This is a genomic window from Chitinophaga eiseniae (assembly GCF_900167135.1).
GTDB classification, from domain to species: Bacteria; Bacteroidota; Bacteroidia; order Chitinophagales; family Chitinophagaceae; genus Chitinophaga; species Chitinophaga eiseniae.
In genome coordinates, this window is record NZ_FUWZ01000003.1 from 609,354 (window position 1) to 623,557 (window position 14,204).

Below are 14,204 nucleotides of genomic sequence, written 5' to 3' on the forward strand. Positions count from 1 at the left end.
TTCATTCAAATTACCGGCGCAAAGATCACTTTACATTCATTATTAGTCAAATAGATTTTTAAAATGTGACATTGAGTTTGTCTATATATGTCCCTTTTAGCGGCCTCTGGAAGGATCTCCGCAGTTATTTTCCGTATAACTAAAAAAAATTTCCGGGACTTAACATTTTAATGGTATTTCTGTAACTTTTTGGCACGTTATTTAGTTATATAAGCAGAGATTTTTTAATTAAACAACAGCATGGAAATGAAAAAAAAATACGTATTACTGGTGATTATAACGATTGGACTAGCTTTGATTCCGTTTATCAAAAACAGCATCATCAAACAGGATGAATTTGACGCTACCAAAGATCTGTTCATCTAGTGTTTAGCCGGTCCCATTGTGCCGATCAAAACTGCCCCAGGCCGGGGTCGGGCCTCCATTTGCTGTTTGGTTCGTAATGCTGCCATATTGCACTCCCCACTTTCCTTAACAGTTCCCAAGCCTCGTTATCCCGGTCCCAACGCATATCTGCGTTGTTTTTTGTTATGATGCAATACACATAGTCGCCGTGCGGCGCATTTACCAGCACTACCTCAGACCTGGACGCGTCCACCGCACCGTTTTTAGAGGCGGTACGCACATCCGGGGGCACCATCCGCAATCCTTCTGCATCCCAGAAATTACGGGTCAGGTTACGGTACATCCGTTCACTCGCCGCATGGCTGACAACTTCCCCTTTATAGATCTGCTCCATCAGCGTGCCCATCTCCCGCGGCGTCGTCTGCCCCCAGCCATATATTTTCCAGTCCCCCGCCCTGCCCGGCGTCCGGGAATTCACCCTTGTATGCACAAAACCATGGCCTTCCAGCCATGTATTGATCTGCGCCCCTCCCCCGGCCAGCGCCTGCAGCCACAGACTGGCGGTATTGTCGCTCATCGTCAGCATCAGCATCACCACCTTGTCCAGCGTGATCTGCTGACTATCGCGGAAAGCACCCAGGATGTCCTCCCCGGGATACAAAAGGGAATCGCGGTAGGTCAGCAGCTGCCGGTACTGCAACGTCCCCTCCTGCAGCTGATGAAAAACCCCCACCTGTATGGCCATCTTGATCATACTGGCCGTGGGAAACACCGTATCCGCATTAATAGCCACCGTCCTGCCGGTCTTCAGGTGGTGCACATATACGCCTGCCTGCCCGTGATGGGCCGCCAGCAAAGGCGCCAGCTTGTCATACAACTGCTTGTCTGTCCGTTGCGCAGTGGCAAATTGGCCTGTTGCCAGTAAGAGAAAAAAGAAGATATTTCGCATATGTTTGGTTGATGTGCCCCTCCGGGGGATGAACAATGAATGTCTACTGTTATCCAATATAATACAAAACCCCGGGTGCCGCAAAGGCCCCGGGGCAATATCTTTTCGGTCAGCGCCGGTGACAGTTACGTATTGGCGCAACCGTTATCAGGTCACTTCATTGATCAGGTCTGCGAAATTGCGGATGCCGATCATTTTGGCAGACGTATAGCCTTCGGCGTAGTCTACCCCCACCATTTTGCCCAGCATTTTGGCGCGGTAAACAACGCTTTCGAAGAAACCGGAGCCGGAAATATACGTCTGCGGCTCGTTGTCTTTCTGCGTAAGGAACTGGGAGCTGAAAGCCTTGATGGCATCCAGTTTTCGCTCCATCACCGGGGTAATGTCCACTACAAAATCAGGCTCATGATAACGGTCCTGCAGGAAATGAAACACCTGTTTGGGACGCCATGCCTGCTGTGCTACGCCATCCACGGCGGTTTCCACCTTCCGTAAGCCTGCCAGGAAACAACTGTCGGCAATCAGTTTGCCGGCACGGCCATGGTCCGGATGACGGTCATCCATAGCGTTGGCCAGCACAATATCCGGCTGGTATTTCCGGATGGCGGTGATGATCGCCATTTGCTCCATGGTATCATTCCGGAAGAAACCATCGGCCAGGCCAAGGTTTTCTCTTACTTCCAGGCCCATGACCTTAGCGGCGGCCTGCGCCTCCTGTTCACGCAACGCAGGCGTGCCACGGGTGCCCAGCTCTCCGCGGGTAAGGTCAACAACGCCTACCTTCATGCCCTGCTGCGCGTGTATCATTAATGTACCTGCACAACCCAGTTCCACGTCGTCCGGGTGCACAGCGATTGCGAGTATATCCAGTTTCATGCTGTAAATAAATTGAGGTGCAAAGATGGGAAATAATTGGTTACCACATCACTTTTCAGTGCTGACAATCAACACACCGGCCTGTCGGTTTTTGATATGGTACCGCTCTTCCAGCACCTTGGGAGAGACGATCTCCAGCGACACAAAAGTCTTTTTGTCCAGCGTCATCAGCCGGGTTTCATCGGTAGGAGTAACGGGCGTATCGTTGACGATGTACTGAAAACTGCTGTCACTGCCATGGCGGCGCAACAGGCTGTCGTATGCCGGCACCGCGGCACTGAGCAGGCGGCGTACCCTTTTGCGGGCAAAAGGCTTCGTTTCTACATATATCACACCGTTGGCAGCCTGGCTGCCGTATTTCAGAATAGCTTTTTGTCCGTGGGCAATGGTGATCAGACCGATCTGGTCAGGGGGAAGATTTTCCATTAAGGCGGGGGTGGCCAGTACGCTGTCTATCACATACACCGGCACGTCCTCTCCTTCGTTCTGGGCCAGCGCACCCAGCGTGGTCAACAACAGGCTGCATAACAATATCCGAGCTTTCTTCATACAGCTAAGATAGCCATATTAATTATAAGCACGGTACCGCTGGTACATTTCCAGCTCCTGCACAATAACCTCAATATCGCGGTCTTCCTGCTTGTCATAATCGCTTTTCAGGTTCCCGCCGAAAAAGAAAGCCACGGTTTGCCATACCCGGGCGTTAAAACCGCCTTTGAGCTCTTTGATGATCTCATAGCAGTTCTGGCCGGTTTCGCGGTCAATTAGTTTCATCAGGACTTTTCCCTGGTAAACGGAGAGGTTTTGCAGTTTGTCGCCGAATTGCTCCTTCATTTCCTTTTCCTTGGAAGCAAGAAAAGCCTTGCGCTCTTTTTTGGAAGACATCGCCGACAGGCGGCTGTTCACATCCTTCAGTAGTCTTGCGGCAGTGCGGGCGTAGGGATAGGTTACATATACCGCATTGCGTAAACGGTTGTACCGCTCCTTTTCTTTACGCAGCGCCCTGGGCATTTTATCCACCACATCAAAAATAGCCAGGGTGATCACCGGGATGGTATCGTTTCCTACCACGACTGCATGCAGCGCCACGGTATCTGCACCACGCGACGCCTGCGCCTGCGCGCTGACTTCCTGCCGGCCAAGGGAAATGCCCGTGATCAGGAAGGCGGATAAAAGGATTTTACGGTGGCAATGCATACAATTTTTAACGGTGCTGATGGATAAATGTTACCACAAGTTAAAAAAACATTTCAGATTAAATAACAACTAAAAAGGGCTTAAAAAACGGTCAGCGTACCGGCTTCATAGTCAGTACGGAATCGGCAAACTGGTTGATGGCACGGGCTACGGCGGGCAGATCGTGGCCGGTAAGCCTGCTGCCCATCACATGTGCGCCTGCACCTGGAATCGGCACTGCGGCCTTCTGACTACCGGGGGTGCCCAGCTCCTGCTCCATTTTCAGGATAGCGGATACACGCACCGTCGGGTCCTGGTGTAATTCATCTTTATAATAATACAGGTTCAGTACCGGCTGCTTTATTTTGCTGAAAGTGGCGGACGTCATAGACGTTTCCAGCAGGTTTTGCAGCTGCACCACCGCCTCCAGGCGATATTTGTTGTTCCAGTACTGTGCCCTCACTGCATTGGTGTCTGAAGATTCTTTGTATTTACCCCCTTTTACCAGGCGTGCCAGCTGCAGGCCCCACGGGTCGTTGGCCAGAAATGCCAGATTATCGTTGATGGCGATATTGGGCGACATATTAATAACGGCATACACATCTTCCGGATAGGTGGCGGCCAGCTTCAGCGCCAGCGTACCACCGGTAGAGGTGCCGATGAGGATCACTTTCCGTCCCAGCGCCTTGCCGATCTGCAGGGCTTCTTTGGCGTCCTCCCACAGCCCGTCGGCCGTCATGGTGAGCAACGGTTCCGTGGTATCGATGCCGTGGCCGTCCAGCCGGCTGAGGTAGAGGTTACAGCCGTAACGCCGGGCAAAATCATGGTGAATAGGGTCTCCTTCTTCCTGGCTGGCGGAAAAACCATGCAGGTATACCACCGCATAAGGCGTTGGCTGATCGAGGGAATCGGCCCATATAATACGGGCTTCGTTATCAGGCTTCAATTTATGACGGGCTTCCCTGTCACGAACATATTGTTCCAGCGCACGGCCATCGGAGGGCACCACCGGCAGCGTCGGGGAATACACCGGAGCGGCAGGATGCGGGCCGACAAGAAATACCACGGCCAGTATGGCAATGAGGACCAGGAATATGCGCAGCGATCGCTTCATAGCGGGACGGATTGATATAAAAAAGAAGGGGATCTGAATTACCTGAAAATCTACGTAAAATTTTCAAGCAATTCAGATCCGCTTTATTAATAAATCGAAAAAACCTTAAATATTTACCGGCGTCTTTTTGGTACCTGCTTTAGCGTTCTTATCTGTTTTCCTGGTACGCTGCACAATGCTCATGCCAGTACCCACGATGGTAATAATGACACCCAGCCACAGCACGTTGATATACGGGAATACCAGCGCTTTCATCACCACATAGTCACTGAAACCGGCGGCCTCTTTCACTTTCAGCTCGATTTTATTTTCTGCCGGCATGATCTTCGTAAAGCGTACGTTCAGGTTCAGCGGGGCCAGTGTGTCTTCCACGCTGTACTGATAGCTGCTGTCGCGGATGAAATAGATCGGCTGCAGCTTAAAATGATCGTCCGTCTGGGTATGTACCTCCAGTTTTGCGCCAACCGCCAGATCATTGGGTTCTGCGATATAGTTTTTGTTTTTAGGCGCCGGCTCCAATGCTTTCAGCACCATAAATCCTTTGGAAAAGAAGATGGAGTCGCCCACTTTCACTTCATGCGCCGTGTAAGCCGTAGTGTCGGCGGCAGCGGCTTCCGCCTTGTTGGGTGCGGCAGACACATAGGTGAAGATATCCCTGGTGAGGTAGTGTTTGGAGGCAGGGTTGGAAGAAAGCGCATTTTCCTTACGGTTCACAAACGCATCGGGATAAAGGGTAAATCGCTCCTTCACCTCCCCGGTGGTTTTGTCTTTACGCTCATAGTGCATCACATAGTAGGTTTTCGGATCTCCTTTTGCGGTGGAGTCGCCTACATAAGTCACATGATAGTCGCCCATCTGTATCTGCACATCTTTTGGCAGCATGATGTTTTCGCGCGGGTTCTGTTTACTTTCTTTGCGGAAGAAGCCGTCGTTGAGCATCTTCATCCGGTCAATGGAGATCACCTCCATTTTGGAAGAAGAGATCAGCGCGCCCAGCAACACCATGCCGAAGCCGATGTGGGCCACAGAGGCGCCGGCGTTTTTCAGTTTGCCTTTCAGGCCGCTGAAGATGTAAACAAAGTTCCCGGCAATCGCATAGATGCTGGCAAACAGCATGATATAAATGGCGGTGAGGAAGCCCGCACCATAGTTATCGTAAGTGATAGGGCCTTTCCAGGCGATCAGGGCAGTGAACAATACCGCCAGCGCTGTCGGCAGCCAGATTTTACGGGTAAAAAACCCTTTGGGGGTGTCCTTGTATTTCAGGAACTGCACCACGGCTGTCAGCATGCCCAGTACGATCGCGATCCAGATCTGGATCTTGTTGTAGTGGAACATCACGTCTGACGGCGGCGCGATGTCGTCCATTTTAAACAGGCCTTTCAGGCCGGTGAAAGCCAGCAGCTGGTTCCATACCGGGATGGAGGTAGTAAAAGTGATCTGGATGGCGGCGATCAGCAGTATCAGCGAGCCGACGAACAGCCAGAATTCACGGGAATAAGTGCTTTCTTCCTTATTGTTGCCCGGAATCTCTTTCCGGCGTGCGATCAGCAGGAAGATAGAAGGCACGGTGAACACGAATATGGTAAACAGCAGCTGGGCGGTCATACCCATATCGGTGAAGGAGTGCACGGAAGTGTCGCCCAGTACGCCGCTCTTCGTGAGGAAGGAGGAGTAGAGGATGAGTACGTAAGATATAAAGAAGAAAAATACCGTCGATTTGAGGGCGTGGCCGGTGTGTTTATAGGCCAGTAAAGTATGCAGTCCCGCTACCATGGTCAGCCAGGGCACAAGGGAAGCATTTTCCACGGGGTCCCAGCCCCAGTAACCACCGAAGTTGAGCGATTCATAAGCCCAGGCGGCGCCCATCATAATACCGGTGCCCAGCAGCGCTACCGCGAAGAGCGTCCAGGGCAGCACGGGTTTCACCCAGCCGGTGTAATCGCGGGTCCAGAGGCCGGCGAAGGCAAAAGCGAAGGGGATGATCATGGAAGCGAAGCCAAGGAACAGGATGGGCGGGTGGATCACCATCCAATAGTTCTGCAGGGTAACATTGAGCCCATTACCGTCATGAATATGCTGCATATAGTCCGCCTGCTGGAAGATAGGCGCGGCCTGGTTTTCAGGCGCCTCTCTCAGCAACATAAACGGATTGCTGCCCACTTTATAGCCCAGGATGAAGATACCGAGCAGCATGCTCGCAAAGATCACCTGTGCCAGGGAGAACACGGTCATCACCGGCGCTTCCAGGTTTTTGGAAGTACGGATCAGGATAATGCCAAGTACGCTGTTCCAGATGCTCCAGAGCAGAAAGCTTCCCTCCTGATCGGACCACAGGCTGGAAAACAGGTATTGGGTGGGCAGATCACGGGAAGTGTTACGCCAGGCGTATTTATATTCGAAATAGTGATTATTGAGAATAAAGAAAAGACAGCTGAATACGGCGATCACGGAGGCTGACTGGATCACAAAAGACCAGCGGGCCAGTTTTTTCCATGAATCGCGTACCAACGGCTCTTTGACTTTAACAGCGTTATAATAAGAGATCGTGGCTACCAATGATGCTACAAATGCCAGAATGGCGAAGAAATGGCCCAGTTGGCCCGGCAATAAGTGTTCCCCTTCAAATTTCATGAGAAATGGTATATAGATTGAAGAATTTAAATATTTTATTATATAGCTATTTCATTATTGAAAACCAATTAAATAGCTAAATGATAAAATATCTAAATCTGAAAATTTTTAAAGCTGTTTGTTGCTCACGACTACCTGATCGTCTTTATATTTAGACGGGCATTTCATGAGTATTTTGCTGCAGTGGAATTCATTACCCTGCATTTTTCCGGTGAGGACCACGGACTCCGCTTTTTCAAAATCTGTAGGTTTGGCGCCGTAGAAAACGACTTTGCGGGTTTCGCCTGATTTATCGTGTACGTAGAAGCTGAATAAGTTGGCATCCTTCAACGGATCGTATTGCATGGCCTGTAAGGTGTCCAGCTTGCCGATCACATGGAACTCCTTTCCCTCTTTCTCGCGTGCGGTGGCAAATGTTTCATAGGTACTGAAATCGCCTACCATGGTTACAATCACACCTATTGCAACCGCAATTACCACCAGCAGAATAATATTTGTTTTTTTCATATGAAAATTATCTTCCCTATTGTTGTGACACAGGCTGTAAAATCCGCTACCAGCAACGTTTCTCCATTTATCTTACCCTACCTGCATTTATCTCTTTCCAATTCACGGGGCAAAATTAACGCAAAATGACCGTCTTCCGACAAAATTTATATAAAAGGCAATTCTTTTTGTGGGAAGGGGGACTGTAAGTAAACATAATCCTATCTTTGCGCGGAATTTTGAAAAGTAAGATTATATCATGGCTGATTTATCTCAATTTGACCCTAACTCGGTAGGGTTGTTGTCCAACAACATTTTTGGTTTACCTTTTTCTGAAGAAGAGGCCCGACTGGTATTGCTGCCTGTGCCCTGGGAAGTGACTGTTTCCTACAGCAATGGTACTGCACGCGGACCGGAACATATTTTCCGGGCTTCCTTCCAGGTAGACCTTTATGATGCCGACGTAAAGGATGGCTGGAAACAGGGCTTTTTCATGCGTGAGCCGGACAAGCATCTGCTGCTGCGCAGCGACTACCTGCGCAAGGAAGCCGAGCTGTACCTGAAATTCCTTACCGAAGGTGGAGATATCTCTGAAAATGAATTTCTGAAGAAAACGCTGGTGGACGTGAACAACGGCACCCGCGCCATGAATGAATGGGTGTACACCCAGACCAAACAGCTGCTGGAAAAAGGTAAGCTGGTAGCGCTGATTGGCGGCGACCACAGCACCCCGCTGGGCTTCTTCAAAGCTATCGGCGAGCAAAAGGGCGACTTCGGCATCCTTCAGATAGACGCGCACTGTGACCTGCGTGATGCTTATGAGGGCTTCCATTACTCCCACGCCTCCATTATGTACAATGCGCTGGCAGAAGTGCCGCAACTGACCAAACTGGTACAGGTAGGCATCCGTGACTATTGCGAAGAAGAAGTGGACTATATCAACAACAGCAATGGCCGTGTGGTAACCTTTTTCGATAAAAACATCAAAGAACGCCAGTTTGAAGGCGAAACCTGGAAAGCTATCTGCGACAGCATTATAGAAACACTGCCGCAACAGGTATATATCAGCTTCGATATCGACGGGCTCGATCCGAAACTGTGCCCGCACACCGGCACCCCGGTAGCCGGCGGCTTCGAGGCAGAGCAGATCTATTATCTTTTCAAACGTTTAATCGCCAGCGGCCGTCAGCTGATTGGCTTCGACCTTAACGAAGTAAGCGCTTCCCACGACGACTGGGATGCCAACGTAGGGGCGCGCGTACTGTTCAAACTCTGTAACCTGTTGGTGAGCGCTAATTCATAAACCTATGTATAGTCTGCGTATCCTGCACCCGAATACAGCCAGCAGGCTGCGGCTCCTGCCCGTTATGCACGGACTGGTGGGCATCCTGTTCCTGTTTGATGCCATCGGCATTTATAAAGACCCGCAGCCCAATTGGCTGCTGGTGGGCTTTTTTATGGTCGTAGGCCTTGTTTCCCTGGCCTTCCCCTTTGTGGTGAAGCGTACACGGAAATTCAGCGAGATCAACAGTATTGCCCGGCTGATACAGGCTTTCATCTGTATCAGCGGCAGTTTATATTTTCTTGGACATCAGCAGCCTGTCACGGGCCTGCTGATGTTCGTGGTAGGCCTGGGCATGGCCTATATCGGCTGGATGGAGTACAAAATATTCCAGCCGGTATTCGTGAAAATGGACAATACCGGCATCGTACTGCCAACTACGTTCTCTGAGAGACGGATTGGCTGGAACGAGCTGAATAATGTAATTTTGCGCAATGACCTGTTCACCATGGATTTCAAATCCAATAAAATCATCCAGCTGGAAGTGCTGGACGAGCCCGGACAGGAACAACGTGAAAAAATGAACGGATTTTTCCGGGAAAGACTTGGATAGATTTTGTTATTTTTTTATTTAGGCATTTTGTTATTGTGACTGGTTAGCAATGGCTTACAGCAACAGGCGATAAAATATTTAAATAACGAAATAATAAAATGAATAAATAAACTTATGCTGAAACAAACACCTTACATATTATACTCCGACGGGAAAGGAAACATCTTTGAAGATACTTCCATGCACGTGGTAGGCCGTAGCGGCTGGGATGCCTTTCCAATTGATCCGGAAGAGTGGATCGAACTTCCTGAAGGCGGTAATCTGTATGAACTGCCCGGCCGTCGTGGTATCGGTATCGATGCCGCTTCCGGAGAAATGGGCCTGTGTGATAAAGGTTGGGCCGTAGCGGCATTCATTCCACCCGCTCATACCGGCTTTTACCTGGCAGCCTATGAAACCATGCCAGACGCCCCCACCCTGCCGCTGTTTTGTTATACGGCAGTAGGCTGGCTCGATGGCAAGTTCTATGTGCCCGCCACCCGCATTGAAGCCGATATCCGCCAGGAGTGCGCCGGCTTCGACGCCAAAAAAGTAAAACAAGGCGTTAAACAACTGATGGACGCTTACCCGCATAACAGGCTGGTAAAGCATCTTGCGGAAAACTGCGCCCTCACCTACGAATGTCCTGCCGCCCGTAATTATTTTATGGGTAGATGGGAATGCCCGATCCCTTCCTCTCCGGCCTGTAACGCCAACTGCGTGGGCTGCATCTCTTTTCAGCCGGAAGACGAAACCATCGTGTCCACCCAGGACCGTCTCCGTTTCAAACCTACGGCGGAAGAAATCGTGGAATATACCGTACCGCACCTGGAAACAGCCCCCTTCCCGATCGTAAGCTTCGGCCAGGGCTGTGAAGGTGAACCGCTGCTGATGTGGGAAACCATCCGCGAATCCATCCTCGAGATCCGTAAGCATACGCCTAAAGGCAGCATCAATATCAACACCAACGGCAGTAAGCCCGACGCTGTGCGCGCCCTCTGTGAAGCGGGCCTCAACAGTATCCGGGTGAGCCTCAATTCCGCCCAGGAAAAGTATTACACGCCGTATTACCGTCCCAATAACTACAAATTCGAAGACATCATCGAAAGCCTGAAAGTAGTACGGGAATTTAACGGATGGACTTCCATCAACTATTTTGTTTTTCCGGGGATGACCGATACCGAAGAGGAATATGAGGCACTGCGCACGCTGATCCGGGAAACCGGCCTGAACATGATCCAGTGGCGCAATTTCAATATTGATCCCGACTGGTACCTGGGCAAGCTGGGCATTACCGAGCCTGGCCCCTGCATGGGCATCAAACAGTTACAGGAAATGATCCATGAAGAATTTCCGGACGTGAAGTTTGGTTATTTCAATCCGCCGATAGAACGTATCAAAGGCGATTACATGGCCGATTTCGCTCACTAAAGCGCTACTTCCTCCCACTCACTGATAAAGCCGCTCCTCTGCGCGTTCTCTTGCCCGAAACGGTATTGACGCGCATAGGCAGACGGCGACATGCCCGTCACTTTCCGGAATACCCGGTTGAAGGTGATAGGATTATTATACCCCGTCGCATATGCCACAGAGGCGATACTTTCCGCATCGCCGTTGATGATTTTCTTACAGGCCGCGTTGATACGGATTTCGTTGAGGAATTCGAGATAGGTTTTGCGGGTGTGTTTCTTAAAGTATTTACAGAAAGCGTAGGTGGTCAGATGCGCCACAGAAGCGATCCTCGCCAGCGAGATATTTTCTGCATAATGTTCCAGCGTGTACTGGTAAATATCGTTCATCCGCAGCCCTTCCGATTCGCTGTAGGCGTGCCGCAGGAAGCCGGTAGACAGGGACTTCCAGTCTTTCACCTGCCGGGAAAAGTACGTCAGCAGCGACATGAAGGCGAATAACCGTTCCGCTCCGGTGAGTTTGCAGAGCCGCATGATTTCAGCGGCCGTTTTTTCCTCGCAGGCAGCCGGCAGTTGCAGGCTGGAGCGGGTCAGCAGCAGGAACTTGCGGACTGTTTCCAGCTCAGGCAGCGCCAGCATGCCTTTCAGCGCATTGTCATGGTCGAAGAAAATATGGATGGCGTGGATGTTCTTTTCTTTCAGGTTTTCAAAGTAACGGGCGTCGCCTTTGAACATGTGCGGCTGGTTGGCGCCGATCACGTAGATATCGCCGGCTTTGAACGGCTGGGTGTAACTACCCGCGATCAGCGTGCCCTCCCCTTTGATGATAAGGGTGAGCTGCGCCTCTTTATGACGGTGCAGGTAATTATAAAAATAAGGAAGTATGTCCTCCTGGATAACCACAGACCCTTCCTCTGCTACCGGAACAGTAAATTGAATTACTTTCATTTACCAATTTTACTCCTTTTTGGGCAAAATTAGTTATTCTCGGACAATATCCGTTAAGTGTTGAACAATTACGCTGCTATCATTTTCTCCGCCCGGGCCCGCTTCTGTTGCAGCCAGCGGAACCCCAACGCAGACAGCACACAGCCGCCGGCGGTAATGGCCCACCAGGAGGTAAACCCGAGATGCTGCACCACAAAAGCCCCGCTGGTAGGTGATACCACGGTGGCCAGCGAATAAGAGATAGTATACAACGCGGCATATTGTCCGCGGTTATGGTCCTGGCTGCGGCTGATCCAGAAACTGTTCATAAAGGGCAGGCAGAGCATTTCCCCGAAGGTGACCACGATCATAAACACCGCCGCAATACCCCATACCGGCGGCAGCACGCAGAGCAGCACATAGGCCAGGCACACCATCATGGCGCCCCTGGACACGTATACCAGGTTAGGCAGCTTACCATCCAGGTGATGGATCATCACCATTTCCACCATTACGATCAGCAGGCCGTTGAGCGACATATTCAACCCGATGGCCCATTCCTGCAGGTGCACCACCTCTTTGAAATACAGGGGCACCATGCTCGAAAACTGGAAGAGGCAGATCGCGTTGATCATACCAAACAGCAGGAACCAGCGGTACAGGCTGTCTTTCCATACAGTGTCCGTCTGCCCTGTGGCGACGGCTTTTTCCGGTTTAGCCGGCGCCGGCACCGGCGGAAGGAAAATCCGCATCAGCACCGCGGCTACGATACAGGTGCCGCCATCCACCCAGAACAACCACTGGTAACTGATGCTGGCCAGAAAGCCTCCCAGCGCCGGTCCCACCGACCAGCCGAGGTTGACCGCCAGCCTGTTGAGCGAATAAGAGCGGGTACGGTTCTGCGGCGCGCTGTAGGCCGCAATAGCAATACTGTTGGCCGGGCGGAAAGCATCTCCCACAGAGCTTAACACAAATACGCAGCTGCATATCTGGGGAAAGGTCCGCATCTGTCCCAATAAAATAAGCAATACGCCGTTAAAGAGGAGACTCCAGAACTGGACCTGGTAAAAACCGATACGGTCAGACAGCCAACCGCCCAGTAAAGCGCCTACGATAGCGCCGGTACCGAAGCAGGCCATCACCAGCCCGGCCTGTGCGATGGAAAAATGCAGGTGTGCCGTCAGATAAACTGTCAGGAAGGGAACCACCATGGCGCCGCTGCGGTTGATCAGCAGTACCAGCGACAACCACCAGGTAGCTGGCGAAAGTCCGGTGTAGGCGTTCTGGTAAAGACGGATAGTTTGTTTGAGCAAATTCATACAACAGCCGCAAAATAAAATGCCACAAATAGGATTAACAGCATAGTTTTTGCAAAGATGATAAATTCAGATCGCTGTATCTCTCTTTTTTTTCATTCAAAAGTTTAACTTTGACGCTTACTGGCGCTTAATCAGCTATCATGGAGGAAAACAACCGTAAAAAAAATATTCAGGCATTGGGAGTGACCATCGGCGTACATGCGCTGCTGTTAGTAGCACTGGTATTTGCCGGTTTCTCGGCGCCTCCGCCCCTGCCCGACCAGGACCTGGGGATGGAAGTGAACCTGGGCACCTCCGATGAAGGGATGGGCGATGAACAGCCGCTCAACCCGAACCCTCCCAGTGCAGCGGAATCCACGCCCGCCCCGGCGGAAAGTGAACCGGCTGCCACTGAAAAAGATAACAGCGCGCCACAGGAAGTAGCGACCCAGGATGATGAAGAAGCGCCGGAAATAAAAAAACCGGAGAAGCCGGTTGAAAAACCGAAAGAACTGCCTAAAAAGCTGGAGCCCAAGCCGGTCACCAAACCGGTAAAGAAACCGGCCGCAGCGCCCAAACCGACACCTCCTGCCCCCAAACCTCAGCCCAAAGCGGTTTATTCCGGCGGCAGCAGCACCAATGCCAACAGCGGCAACGGCGCACAAGGCTCCAATAATTCCACCGGCGAGGGTAATACCGGCAAACCCGGCGACAGAGGCCAGCTAAACGGCGACCCTAACGCCAAAGGCTATACGGGCGGTGGCCTCGGCGGCGGACGTTCCGACTTTCGCCTCAATGGACGTAATCTTATCAGCCGGCCGAACGTTACCTACGACGGCACCGAGTCCGGCTATATAGCCGTTAATATCAAAGTAGACCAGAAAGGGAATGTGATCGCCGCTACCTTCAGCATGAAAGGCTCCACCCTTAGCAACCCGCAGCTGATAGACATTGCGCGGAAAGCGGCACTCAACGGTCAATTAAAGTACAATGCGAATCCGGAAGCACCCGAAGTGCAGTTCGGTACCATCCGTTTTTATTTTAAAGCAGAATAACGACCATTTACAGATTTTCTGATTTGTGAATTTTTTGATTGGAACGGTGAGAAGATCAAAA

General features: G+C 51.1%; 14 protein-coding genes. 5 read left to right on the forward strand and 9 right to left on the reverse strand.

Annotated elements, in window-relative coordinates:
- Positions 1–240: 240 nt before the first annotated feature.
- Positions 241–366 (forward strand): hypothetical protein, encoded by a 126-nt coding sequence (locus tag B5D63_RS35600; RefSeq protein ID WP_262488163.1) that lies wholly within the window; start codon positions 241–243, stop codon positions 364–366.
- Between the two features lie 25 nt (positions 367–391).
- On the opposite strand, the gene B5D63_RS21435 is transcribed toward B5D63_RS35600, so the two are convergent.
- The 7 genes from B5D63_RS21435 to B5D63_RS21465 all read right to left on the reverse strand — a co-directional run bounded on the left by B5D63_RS21435 (position 392) and on the right by B5D63_RS21465 (position 7,601).
- Entirely contained in the window at positions 392–1,294 is a 903-nt protein-coding gene (locus tag B5D63_RS21435) for a serine hydrolase (protein WP_078670883.1), read from the reverse strand.
- A 147-nt stretch (positions 1,295–1,441) separates the two neighbouring features.
- Positions 1,442–2,170: a bacillithiol biosynthesis deacetylase BshB1 gene (bshB1, locus tag B5D63_RS21440; protein WP_078670884.1), complete on the reverse strand. Its 729-nt coding sequence runs from the start codon at positions 2,168–2,170 to the stop codon at positions 1,442–1,444.
- 48 nt (positions 2,171–2,218) lie between these two features.
- Entirely contained in the window at positions 2,219–2,719 is a 501-nt protein-coding gene (locus tag B5D63_RS21445; protein ID WP_143313024.1) for a hypothetical protein, read from the reverse strand.
- 18 nt (positions 2,720–2,737) lie between these two features.
- On the reverse strand, positions 2,738–3,367 hold the full coding sequence (locus B5D63_RS21450; RefSeq protein WP_078670886.1) for a DUF4294 domain-containing protein: 630 nt from the start codon (positions 3,365–3,367) through the stop codon (positions 2,738–2,740).
- Between the two features lie 91 nt (positions 3,368–3,458).
- Complete coding sequence (locus B5D63_RS21455; RefSeq protein ID WP_078670887.1) at positions 3,459–4,460, reverse strand: alpha/beta hydrolase; 1,002 nt, start codon at positions 4,458–4,460, stop codon at positions 3,459–3,461.
- A 105-nt stretch (positions 4,461–4,565) separates the two neighbouring features.
- On the reverse strand, positions 4,566–7,094 hold the full coding sequence (gene ccsA / locus B5D63_RS21460) for a cytochrome c biogenesis protein CcsA (protein WP_078670888.1): 2,529 nt from the start codon (positions 7,092–7,094) through the stop codon (positions 4,566–4,568).
- A gap of 108 nt (positions 7,095–7,202) precedes the next feature.
- Positions 7,203–7,601, reverse strand: coding sequence for a cytochrome c maturation protein CcmE domain-containing protein (locus B5D63_RS21465; RefSeq protein WP_078670889.1), 399 nt, complete (start codon positions 7,599–7,601; stop codon positions 7,203–7,205).
- 238 nt (positions 7,602–7,839) lie between these two features.
- Between B5D63_RS21465 and B5D63_RS21470 the strand changes: the two genes are divergently transcribed.
- The 3 genes from B5D63_RS21470 (at position 7,840) to B5D63_RS21480 (ending at position 10,885) form a co-directional block, all read left to right on the forward strand.
- The gene (locus B5D63_RS21470; RefSeq protein ID WP_078670890.1) at positions 7,840–8,883 is read left to right on the forward strand and encodes an agmatinase family protein; all 1,044 of its coding nucleotides are present in this window, start codon (positions 7,840–7,842) and stop codon (positions 8,881–8,883) included.
- Between the two features lie 4 nt (positions 8,884–8,887).
- Positions 8,888–9,475 (forward strand): hypothetical protein, encoded by a 588-nt coding sequence (locus tag B5D63_RS21475; protein ID WP_078670891.1) that lies wholly within the window; start codon positions 8,888–8,890, stop codon positions 9,473–9,475.
- A gap of 114 nt (positions 9,476–9,589) precedes the next feature.
- Entirely contained in the window at positions 9,590–10,885 is a 1,296-nt protein-coding gene (locus B5D63_RS21480; protein ID WP_078670892.1) for a radical SAM family protein, read from the forward strand.
- On the opposite strand, the gene B5D63_RS21485 is transcribed toward B5D63_RS21480, so the two are convergent.
- A complete protein-coding gene (locus B5D63_RS21485; protein WP_078670893.1) occupies positions 10,882–11,811 on the reverse strand; it encodes an AraC family transcriptional regulator in 930 nt (309 codons plus the stop codon). The genes B5D63_RS21480 and B5D63_RS21485 overlap by 4 nt on opposite strands.
- A 68-nt stretch (positions 11,812–11,879) precedes the next feature.
- A complete protein-coding gene (locus B5D63_RS21490; RefSeq protein WP_078670894.1) occupies positions 11,880–13,109 on the reverse strand; it encodes an MFS transporter in 1,230 nt (409 codons plus the stop codon).
- A 140-nt stretch (positions 13,110–13,249) separates the two neighbouring features.
- On the opposite strand from B5D63_RS21490, the gene B5D63_RS21495 reads away from it, so the two are divergent.
- Positions 13,250–14,143, forward strand: a complete 894-nt coding sequence (locus B5D63_RS21495) for a hypothetical protein (protein ID WP_078670895.1) — start codon at positions 13,250–13,252, stop codon at positions 14,141–14,143.
- Positions 14,144–14,204 lie beyond the last annotated feature (61 nt).

Bases quoted from the DNA above. Each gene is read 5' to 3' on its own strand.
- B5D63_RS35600 (WP_262488163.1), top strand. From the start codon at position 241: ATGGAAATGAAAAAAAAATACGTATTACTGGTGATTATAACGATTGGA.
- B5D63_RS21435 (WP_078670883.1), bottom strand. From the start codon at position 1,294: ATGCGAAATATCTTCTTTTTTCTCTTACTGGCAACAGGCCAATTTGCC.
- bshB1 (WP_078670884.1), bottom strand. From the start codon at position 2,170: ATGAAACTGGATATACTCGCAATCGCTGTGCACCCGGACGACGTGGAA.
- B5D63_RS21445 (WP_143313024.1), bottom strand. From the start codon at position 2,719: ATGAAGAAAGCTCGGATATTGTTATGCAGCCTGTTGTTGACCACGCTG.
- B5D63_RS21450 (WP_078670886.1), bottom strand. From the start codon at position 3,367: ATGCATTGCCACCGTAAAATCCTTTTATCCGCCTTCCTGATCACGGGC.
- B5D63_RS21455 (WP_078670887.1), bottom strand. From the start codon at position 4,460: ATGAAGCGATCGCTGCGCATATTCCTGGTCCTCATTGCCATACTGGCC.
- ccsA (WP_078670888.1), bottom strand. From the start codon at position 7,094: ATGAAATTTGAAGGGGAACACTTATTGCCGGGCCAACTGGGCCATTTC.
- B5D63_RS21465 (WP_078670889.1), bottom strand. From the start codon at position 7,601: ATGAAAAAAACAAATATTATTCTGCTGGTGGTAATTGCGGTTGCAATA.
- B5D63_RS21470 (WP_078670890.1), top strand. From the start codon at position 7,840: ATGGCTGATTTATCTCAATTTGACCCTAACTCGGTAGGGTTGTTGTCC.
- B5D63_RS21475 (WP_078670891.1), top strand. From the start codon at position 8,888: ATGTATAGTCTGCGTATCCTGCACCCGAATACAGCCAGCAGGCTGCGG.
- B5D63_RS21480 (WP_078670892.1), top strand. From the start codon at position 9,590: ATGCTGAAACAAACACCTTACATATTATACTCCGACGGGAAAGGAAAC.
- B5D63_RS21485 (WP_078670893.1), bottom strand. From the start codon at position 11,811: ATGAAAGTAATTCAATTTACTGTTCCGGTAGCAGAGGAAGGGTCTGTG.
- B5D63_RS21490 (WP_078670894.1), bottom strand. From the start codon at position 13,109: ATGAATTTGCTCAAACAAACTATCCGTCTTTACCAGAACGCCTACACC.
- B5D63_RS21495 (WP_078670895.1), top strand. From the start codon at position 13,250: ATGGAGGAAAACAACCGTAAAAAAAATATTCAGGCATTGGGAGTGACC.